This is a genomic window from Calothrix rhizosoleniae SC01 (assembly GCF_900185595.1).
Lineage (GTDB): Bacteria > Cyanobacteriota > Cyanobacteriia > Cyanobacteriales > Nostocaceae > Calothrix_A > Calothrix_A rhizosoleniae.
The window spans coordinates 1-8887 of record NZ_FYBH01000081.1 but is presented as its reverse complement, the minus strand read 5'-3'; the positions used below and the strand labels follow the sequence as shown (position 1 = coordinate 8887).

7 protein-coding genes are annotated in these 8887 nt (G+C 40.8%); 2 read left to right on the top strand and 5 right to left on the bottom strand.

Annotation, left to right across the window (positions count from 1 at the left end; genetic code table 11):
* Positions 1 to 146: 146 nt before the first annotated feature.
* From CALSC_RS04895 to CALSC_RS04880, 4 genes are all read right to left on the bottom strand, one after another.
* On the bottom strand, positions 147 to 3095 hold the full coding sequence (locus CALSC_RS04895) for a UPF0182 family protein (protein WP_088240283.1): 2949 nt from the start codon (positions 3093 to 3095) through the stop codon (positions 147 to 149).
* Between the two features lie 68 nt (positions 3096 to 3163).
* Entirely contained in the window at positions 3164 to 4444 is a 1281-nt protein-coding gene (locus tag CALSC_RS04890; RefSeq protein WP_088240282.1) for a glutamyl-tRNA reductase, read from the bottom strand.
* A gap of 94 nt (positions 4445 to 4538) precedes the next feature.
* Positions 4539 to 5576, bottom strand: coding sequence for a class II fructose-bisphosphatase (gene glpX / locus CALSC_RS04885; RefSeq protein ID WP_088240281.1), 1038 nt, complete (start codon positions 5574 to 5576; stop codon positions 4539 to 4541).
* A 129-nt stretch (positions 5577 to 5705) separates the two neighbouring features.
* Entirely contained in the window at positions 5706 to 6452 is a 747-nt protein-coding gene (locus tag CALSC_RS04880) for a DUF6816 family protein (protein WP_088240280.1), read from the bottom strand.
* Between the two features lie 270 nt (positions 6453 to 6722).
* Between CALSC_RS04880 and CALSC_RS04875 the strand changes: the two genes are divergently transcribed.
* Positions 6723 to 7574: a pentapeptide repeat-containing protein gene (locus CALSC_RS04875; protein ID WP_088240279.1), complete on the top strand. Its 852-nt coding sequence runs from the start codon at positions 6723 to 6725 to the stop codon at positions 7572 to 7574.
* A 540-nt stretch (positions 7575 to 8114) separates the two neighbouring features.
* Positions 8115 to 8636, top strand: coding sequence for a roadblock/LC7 domain-containing protein (locus tag CALSC_RS04870; RefSeq protein ID WP_235006681.1), 522 nt, complete (start codon positions 8115 to 8117; stop codon positions 8634 to 8636).
* 118 nt (positions 8637 to 8754) lie between these two features.
* On the opposite strand, the gene CALSC_RS04865 is transcribed toward CALSC_RS04870, so the two are convergent.
* A partial coding sequence (locus CALSC_RS04865) for a transposase (RefSeq protein ID WP_200817570.1) occupies positions 8755 to 8887 on the bottom strand: 133 nt, incomplete at its 5' end.

Sequence of the window (8887 nt, the reverse complement as noted above, 5' to 3'; positions counted from 1 at the left end):
CAGTTATCAGTTATCAGTTATCAGTTGTAGGTTGGGTTGAGGAACGAAACCCAACAAGAACAATATCTTTGGTCGTTGGGTTTCACTTCGTTCTACCCAACCTACATTTAATTACTTATTACTTATTACTTATTACTACTCAATCCCTATTCTACCGGACGAACGATCGCGGGTTGGGAAGGTGTTTCTGGTTTAAAAATAGCTGCTAGGGCTTTATCCAGAGAATCTGCCATAACAATCCGGTTCTCGTAGGCAACAATTACCCTAACTAAGGTAGGTAAACTATTTTGCTCTGCTTCCAAATACAGAGGTTCAACATACAGCAGAGATTCTTCGATGGGAATTACCAACAAATTTCCTTGAATCACCCGCGAACCTTCACGATTCCACAGGGTAATCCGTTGGGAAATTTCTGGATCTTGGTTAATCAAAGCTTCTATTTGCTGAGTCCCATACACCAACTGTTGCTTGGGGAATTCGTAAAGGAGTAACTTTCCATACTCCCTACCATCAGAACGGGCTGCTAACCAAGCAATTAAGTTTACCCTCTGTACGGGGGTGAAGGGAAGCAGTAATACAAACTCTTCCGATTGGGCAGTAGGCAGTTTCATAATTAGGTAGTATGGTTCTACCGGACGGCTTTTGGTTCCATAAATTTCTGTCGGTATTTTCCACAGGTCTTCTCGATTATAAAATACCTGTGGGTCTTGCATATGGTAGGTCAATAATCTTTCTGACTGGATGCTGAATAAATCTACTGGATAGCGGATATGGGTACGTAAACTAATTGGTAGGGTATTCAGAGGTTGGAACAGGTTGGGAAAGATTTTGGCAAAGGTGTTAATAATTGGATCTGAAGGGTCAGCTATGTAGAATTTAACTGTGCCATTGTAAGCATCAATGACTACTTTGACTGAGTTACGGATATAATTAAACTTATTTTTACCAGGGTCAGAATAGGGATAGCGATCGCTAGTTGTGTAGGCATCTAAAACCCAATACAAGTAGGTGGGTTCCCCTTCAGTATTCACCCCATCCCCTTGAGCTACCACTAGGTATGGGTCTTTATCGTATCGTAAGAAGGGAGCGATCGCTTGTACCCGTGAGCGAATATTTCGCCGAAATAGAAGTTTGGTTTGGGGGGTAAAGTTACGTGTCAGCAGCATTTGCCAATCTTTCAGGTATTGGGCAAATAACAACCGTCGCCAAAAACTACCAATGGCAATCCCACCTTGTCCATCATATATGTTATAAACGTTCTCTGCGCCACTGGGATAGTCCAATTCTCTGGTTTTTGTCCCCGTCATCACATAGGTATTGCTGATTTCCCCGTAATAAATACGTGGTCTGCCAATGGGAATACTGGCGCGAATGGCAGGGTTAGATATCTGCAAGGAACCTGCTTGATTTGTTGTATCGGAGCCAATGTCTTTGACGTAGTAATCTGGCAATCCTCCGGAAGCCACTGTGTTTACAGGACTCAGGGTAAACCCATAGCCATGAGTATAAATTAAATGCTTGTTTATCCATGTCTGCGCTTGTTCGGGAACGTCTCCATAGTCTAATTCCCTGGCAGCAACAATGGTTTGTTGTTTTTCTGCTTGCGGACTGGTAAGAGACTTTTTCAGGGTATAACGGTCAATATCAGCGTCAGGAAACTTATAGTAAGGTCGAATTTGTTGCAGTTGACGGTTGCTTGCTAGGAGGGGACGAGTATCCCACAGTCGAATGTTACGAATTGTCAGGTCATTTTTCCGTAGATCGTCATCTGTTAAGTTTCCTTGAGGATTAAAGGTTTTGGCTTCGATTCTCTGTAAGTTAAATGCTCGTCGAGTCAGGGCAATGGTACGCTCAATAAAGGGACGTTCTCTGAGCAATTCGTTGGGCTGGACAACTAAACTATGGACAATGGTAGGTAATAATTCCCCAGAGATTGCTGCTACTAGTACATAAATCAGGAGAACATAAACTAGTTGACGAGGGATAGGAACAGGTTTAAATTTGGCTTGAACTATCCGCGACAATAATATCATTCGCAGTACTAAGTAGACTGCGATCGCTAATGCTAATAAACTTAATCCTGTATAAATTGGTAGCTGAACATTAACGGCAGTATAACTAGCACCGTAGTTTACTCCCCTGGTAGAGTATAAAAGTTCGTAACGTAGCAACCAATAGAGTATCCCTACCCCTACCATGACTAAGCTAGCTAAGGTATTGAGATGTAGTCTTTGAGGCACCGAGAAGCCAGGGAATTGACCTTCACTGAAACTATTTGCTGATCGCAAATAAATCAATGCAACTGATGCAAGCCCCAGTAGAGATAAGCCCAAAAACCAAGATTCTAATAGTTCTGCTACAGGTAAGGAAAAGACATAAAAACTAATATCTTGGTTAAATAATGGTTCGGAGTAATTGAAATTAATGCGATTAAAATACTGTAAAACTTGATCCCAACTGGTTGCAAGCAGAGAGCCAAACACCAAGCTCATGAATACAGCGATCGCTCTTAAGCAAAAGTGATAATTAATAATAATTGCACTAGTTAACCCCAGCAGTAAACCCAACTGCACTAGGGGAATTGTTGCAGGTTGTTCTGCCCACTGCTGCCACAATGATAATAATTGCCAGGAGTTAGGTAGTTGCAGACTGGGATACCAAAAACTAATTAATTGCTGGGTGTTATAAACTATTATCCCTGCTGCCAGCATACTCAAACCAATGATAACTGGTAACAGCAGAGAAAAATTAATCCCAGTATGAGTACTAGGAAGATGAGGATGGATAGGGGTATTGATAACCCCTAAACTAGAATAGGGTTTTGTTTCCTTTTGCTCCCATCTAAATTCCTGTCTAGGATACTGAAAACGGTTAGCAACTGCGAAATTAGCAAACAAAAAGCTGATTGAGGTCAAAAAAGCGATCGCCCACAAACCAAACTGTGTCAACAAACGCCATAAAAATTCTGATAAATACCCAACTTCAGCAAACCAGAAAATTTCTCCTGTCAGGTGGGAGGCTAGATCAAATAATAGCCAGCAGCCTAACAGTAGTGCAAATGTTCGTAGAGTTCGGTTCCAAAACCACCGTTTCATATTTTAGAGGGAAGGAGGGAAGGAGTGAGAGAGGGAAGGAGGGAACAATTAAAGACTCCTAACTCCTCTTATACCGTCTCCACATCTAAGTTAAACAACATTTGTAGAGCCTCCATACAACTACGTCTGGCTTCTATATCTTGCTGACCTCGCAACTGCACCATCGGGTCATGTAAAATTTTATTTACAATTCCCTTAGTTAAGGCTTCAATCACTTCTTGTTGTTTGTCGCCAAATTCTGCACCCAGACGGGATAAAGCTTTTTCTAACTCTTGTTCCCGGATGGCTTCTATTTTATGGCGCAGACAACTGATGGTGGAAACTGTTTCTAGGGAGCGCCACCACAAAGCAAAGGCATCTACTTCCTCTTCTAATAATCCGACCGCTTCCTCAGCCATCTTGCGTCGGCTTTCCTGATTTTGTGCTACTACCGCTTTCAAATCGTCCACATTAAAGGCTTTAATATGTGATAGTTCATTGACATCTACATGGACGTTACGAGGTACGGAAATATCAAATAGCATCAAACCTCGACTAGTGCAAACAATTGGTTCTAATTTGCTGCGATCAAGGATCGGTTCCGTAGCGGATGTACTGGTAAAGACAATATCACTTTCGGGAATTACAGATAGCATTTCCGATAATGGACGCACTTGGATGGGCTGTTCTGAGAATTGCTTTGCCAAGTCTTGTGCTCTGCGCATAGAGCGATTCAAAATACAAATTTTTCCTGCGCCTTTGGACACTAAATGTTGTACCAGCAAGCGGGACATTTTCCCTGCACCGAGAATCGCTACTTGACAACTAGAAATATTTTCTACTTTCATATGTGCCAATTCTACGGCAGCAGAACTAATAGACACCGCACCAGTACCAATACTAGTTTCTGTTCTGACCCGTTTACCGGCGGTAATAGCTTGTTTAAATAATCGATTCAAAATAGTTTTGATACCGCTGTATTGTTGTCCCAGCTTGTGAGTGGTTTTCACCTGAGCCAGAATTTGTCCTTCTCCCAACACCAAACTATCTAATCCTGCTGCTACGCGCATCAAATGCATGACTGCATCATCGTGCAGCAAAATAAACAAGTGAGGGCGTAAAGTTGGTGAACCTAATTGGCTATGTTCTACCAAAAATTGAATTATCTCCCCAATCCCCTGTTCTGTACTCTCAGTCACAATATAAATTTCCAGACGGTTACAGGTGCTGAGAATAGCCGCTTCTTGAATATGGGGATAGCTAGTGAGTTGAGCGATCGCATTTTCTAATTGGGGTTCTGGAATACTCAGCTTTTCCCGGATTTCCACTGAGGCGGTTCTATGGCTTAACCCCACCACTGCTATATGCATATTTGTCACTTATAAACGTTTGTTATGATTTTTCTCCTTCAGACCAATTAGTCATTAGTCAAATATTTGAGACTAATGACTAATTGACTAACGATTAGTGCAGTTGTAAGTATTCGGGATTGTCAAACATATGTATGGTATCAACAAATCGAGCAGTTTTTGACTGGTTGGAAATTACCAAACTTTGAGTTCTCGCTCCTCCGTGGAAGAAACGTACCCCTTGCATCAAATTGCCGGAAGTAATACCACAAGCAGCAAACAATACAGTTTCTCCAGATGCTAACTCTTCTGCAGAGTAAACTTTATCTGGATCTGTGATGTTCATGGACTTGAGGCGTTCTAGGTTAGCTTCTTTGCTTTCGCCAATCAAACCAGTTTTCACAATTGCGGGATCGTAAATTAATTGACCTTGGAAGTGTCCTCCTAAAGCTCGCATGGCGGCGGCGGAGATTACCCCTTCTGGAGCCGCACCAATACCCATGAGACAGTGGATATTAGTACCAGCAAAGCCGCAGGATAAAGCCGCACCCACATCACCATCGGAAATTAGTTGTACCCTCGCACCAGCAGTACGAATTTCCTGAATTAAATCCTTGTGGCGATCGCGTTTCATCACTACCACAACCAATTCTTCGATGGATCGTTCTAAGCATTCTGCCAAAATCTGCAAGTTTTCTGTGGCAGACTTATTAATGTCCACTTTCCCCTTTGCTGCTGGGGGAGCAGCCAACTTCTTCATATAAAAGTCAGGAGCGGCAAACAAACCACCTTTCTCGGAAATTGCCAATACAGCCATAGAACCGGGTTGACCATATGCTACCAGGTTAGTACCTTCACAGGGGTCAACGGCGATATCAATTTCAATTAATTCATCTGGGTTGCAAAAATCTTTCGCATCTGGACGACTACAAATACCAACTTCTTCACCAATATAGAGCATAGGAGCATCATCCCTTTCTCCTTCTCCAATCACAATACGCCCGCGCATGTAGATTTTATTCATCCGCTCCCGCATAGCATCTACAGCAACCTCGTCTGCTGTATCTTTTTCACCCTTACCCATCCAGCGAGCAGAAGCGACCGCAGCTTGCTCAACTACTTCAATAATCTCTAACCCAATTGAATTTTCCACGGTGTCTGCCCTCTCAAGTGCTTGGCTTTGCGTCTTTTCCGTACAGCCATATTCAGTATTCAAGTCTACCAAAGCGCGGATACCTGTGGAAAATAGTCTAGACTCATCAGCATGTTAAGTTTTATTAACTTAGTTATGGAAAAATTTTAACCGATACCGGTAAAGGGCGACAGGATGAATCCCAGCAGCAAAATAATCTGGGTCTTGGGGTGATAAATAAACAGCAGTCACTTGCTCTGCTTCTATCATGGGATTGTTGGTAGATAATTTCTGGTAAGCAGTAGTTGATTCCACAGAATTGAAATAGGGGCTAACTCCACCTTGAAATCGTTGCTGAAAGACTTCTGAGGCAATAAATTTGTCATCAAACGTTGTTTCTACACCACGTTTGCTAACAATAGATATTAACTGGCGCTCTCCCCGTAAAAATGTAATCTGGCGGTTGGGTGAGTTGGGGTCTGTTTTTACAGCTATGACAGTATTATCGCCTAAATAAGCTTTTGCCAAACTCAAGCCATTAAAAGTCCTATCAGCGACTACATCAGACAATGCAGATATGGGTTGTTTGCGGATGAATTTGACATCAAACTTTACAGGTACATTCAGATACTGACGATTACTGGCAAAGCCAGGGGTGATAATATCGGGTGCTAAAGGTGCCACTAAATCCACCAATGTACTTGTTACTTGCCATTTACCCAACATCCACTCTGGATATGCTAAATCTCCTTTCGCGGGTTGAAGTGAATTGATTTTTGACCATTCAGGAAAATGATACAAACGTTCAGCTAATTCTCCTGCCCTCGCTTCCCCAGCAAGAAGTAAGAAATAACACATAATTAACCCAAAAATACATAATCTTTTTCTTTTTCCCATGAGTGTTTTTTAACGACGTAAATTAATTATTCTCAGTATATTGGTGAATTATCTCTAGTTTTCTCAGCAATAATTCAGTCTTCACTATTTTTTTGTCACCAGTACAAAATTAATATCCTATTTTATATATTGTTTTTATTAAGTTTGCTCAAAACTTAAGAATTACTAGTACAATCACTTAGGCTGATGATGTGAGTAATCACCCTTATCATCAATACTTTCCTATTTCCTTGTTCCTTGTTTCCTGTTTTTGAGCTAGAAATAAATATTATGACTTTAGCTAAAACAAAGGCTGTTCAGGCTATCCACACACCGCTTGAGAGCAACCAGCCAGTTAATACATTAGGCATCATAGAAAACCAGTATGTTGCATCAGAGATGACTGATATTGTTTATATCAGCGAATATCTTGATGATTCTAGCCTAAATCACGCTTGTTTAAGGGGAAAAAACCTCAGAGATATCAATCTTAAAGGTACCCAACTAAACTTTGCAGACCTCAGAGAAGCAGACTTGAGAGGAGCAAACCTCAGTGGTAGTTTCCTTAATTTTGCAGACCTCAGAAAGGCAGATTTAAGGGGAGCCAATCTCAAAGGAGCAGATTTAAGAGGAGTTAATCTCACAGGAGCAGACTTAAGTGGAGCCAATCTGAACTCAACCTTTCTCAGCCGTAGCTTCCTCAATAGTGCGAATTTGAGCGATGTTTTTTTATGTGGTGCTGACCTCCGAGGAGCCTTTCTCAACTATGCCAACATTAGTGATGCTTTCCTCAATCGTAGTGATTTACGAGGTGCTTTCCTCAAAGGAACAGATTTACGGGGTGCTTTCCTCAGAGGTGCTGACCTTAGTACTGCCAACCTCAGAGGTACTTTCCTCAATTTTGCAAATCTTAATCGTGCCAATCTCAACGGTGCTAATTTGAGTAATGCTGACCTCAGCTTTGCCATCTTCAGAAGTGCTAATCTTACCTCAGTTAAATTAGCTGATGCTTACTTAGAAGAGGCTATTTTTAGCAATAACACAGGTATTAGTCTGGAGATGAAACAAGAAATAATTGCACAAGGAGGAAAGTTTGAAGATATGCCAAAAGAGGGAGTGACAAAAACTAGCTTCAATACATAGACAAACAATAATAGATTAAGTATGAGAATATCTGAAATTTTATATCAATACATTTTGATGTAGAATTTTTTTAAGGTATTATATTTTTATATATCAGGGTGTAGAAACTACAGTGTATTCTGATTCATTAATTATTCCTGCATCCAGAAATAATTAGTATAAAGTTTACTGAATAAGGTAATGATTGAAGGTCGGGTATAGGTTTAAAGTTTGATTTATCCATTCCCAGAATGCTTTGATCGAGAGGTATTGCATAATTAGGGGATGATTTTGTCAGAAAGGAGCAAACATAATCCCTGTGTTCCTGTGTCTCCCTTCGAGTTGCGCAACTTGACGGCAGTTGCTTTATTCATCCCAGTATTCAGCAATGCTGATCGAGAATATTCCTATATCAGTGCCTAAGTTAACTATCAGTGCCTAAGTTAACGTAGATTAAGTAATTACATTTTTAAGAATTAGGGATTAGTATCAACTAATTTCAGTTTTTTGAATCTTGGCAATTACTACGTAAATCATATTGTCGCGTCTAGCGGAGTCTATATGTCCCTGGACAATATCTTCAAGTTCTTAACTGGGGAACTTGGCAATATGTTTGTGTCACCCCACAAAACATTAGAAGTAGAGATCCAACCGCAAACATCATCAATTGGAACTACAAAACCATCATCACACACAATTAAGAAACTAATTGCCATGATTAATGCTTCAATGCTCCAAGATATTCTGTATAACTGTGTCAGCAATACACCTAATATTCAGGGTGCTGCCTTGGTCAGTCCTGATGGATTAGCTTTAGCTTCAGTATTACCAGCAGAAATGGATGAAGAACGTACCGCCGCCATGTCAGCAGCTATGCTTTCCTTAGGGGAGCGCATTGGTAATGAACTAGCACGAGGCAATGTTGAGCGCATTGTTGTGGAGGGAGAAAAAGGCTACGGCATTATGGTTGGTTGTACTTCAGAAGCAGTTTTATTGATTCTTGCTAGTACTGAAGTCAAACAAGGTCTATTGTTTCTAGAAATTAAACGTGTTGTTGCTCAAATTGCTCCAGTTCTAGTTTAGTCGTAGCATTTTGAATTTTATAGATACACTTACTGGAGGATTCTTCATGTTACGAGTCATGATGCGTAAAGCCCCCGTGTTTCCAACCGGGGGATATAAGCGAACACAATGAATTTATTCATTCGTGATGTGGGTCATTAATATAATCTAAAACTTTTTGAGTACTAATTTTCCCAGTAGTGTCAAACATATATGAATGAGTCCACAAGCTAGGGAGCTTCATTAATTCTGGAAACTCTTGACGTAAATAC